This window comes from Pseudomonas sp. SIMBA_067, assembly GCF_046534675.1.
In the GTDB taxonomy this organism is placed as follows: domain Bacteria; phylum Pseudomonadota; class Gammaproteobacteria; order Pseudomonadales; family Pseudomonadaceae; genus Aquipseudomonas; species Aquipseudomonas putida.
In genome coordinates, this window is sequence record NZ_JAWRYH010001123.1 from 1 (window position 1) to 244 (window position 244).

General features: G+C 40.6%; 1 protein-coding gene. It reads right to left on the reverse strand.

What is annotated here, in order from left to right:
* On the reverse strand, window positions 1–244 hold a 244-nt coding region (locus tag SB765_RS32785; RefSeq protein ID WP_410932912.1), incomplete at both ends, for an aminotransferase class V-fold PLP-dependent enzyme.

The window sequence follows — 244 nt, forward strand, 5'->3', positions numbered from 1 at the left end:
GTGTTGATATCTTGGATTACACCTAGCTCGTTATTTACATGCATGATACTTACAAGCACGGTGTCGTCACGCATCGTATCTGCTAATTTTTGCAGATCAAGTAGGCCGTTTTCTTCAACGTCCATATAAGTTACTTCAAACCCTTGACGCTCAAGCTCACGACATGTGTCGATAACTGCTTTATGTTCAGTTTTAGCGGTAATAACATGCTTACCTTTTTTCTTGTAAAACTGAGCCGCACCTT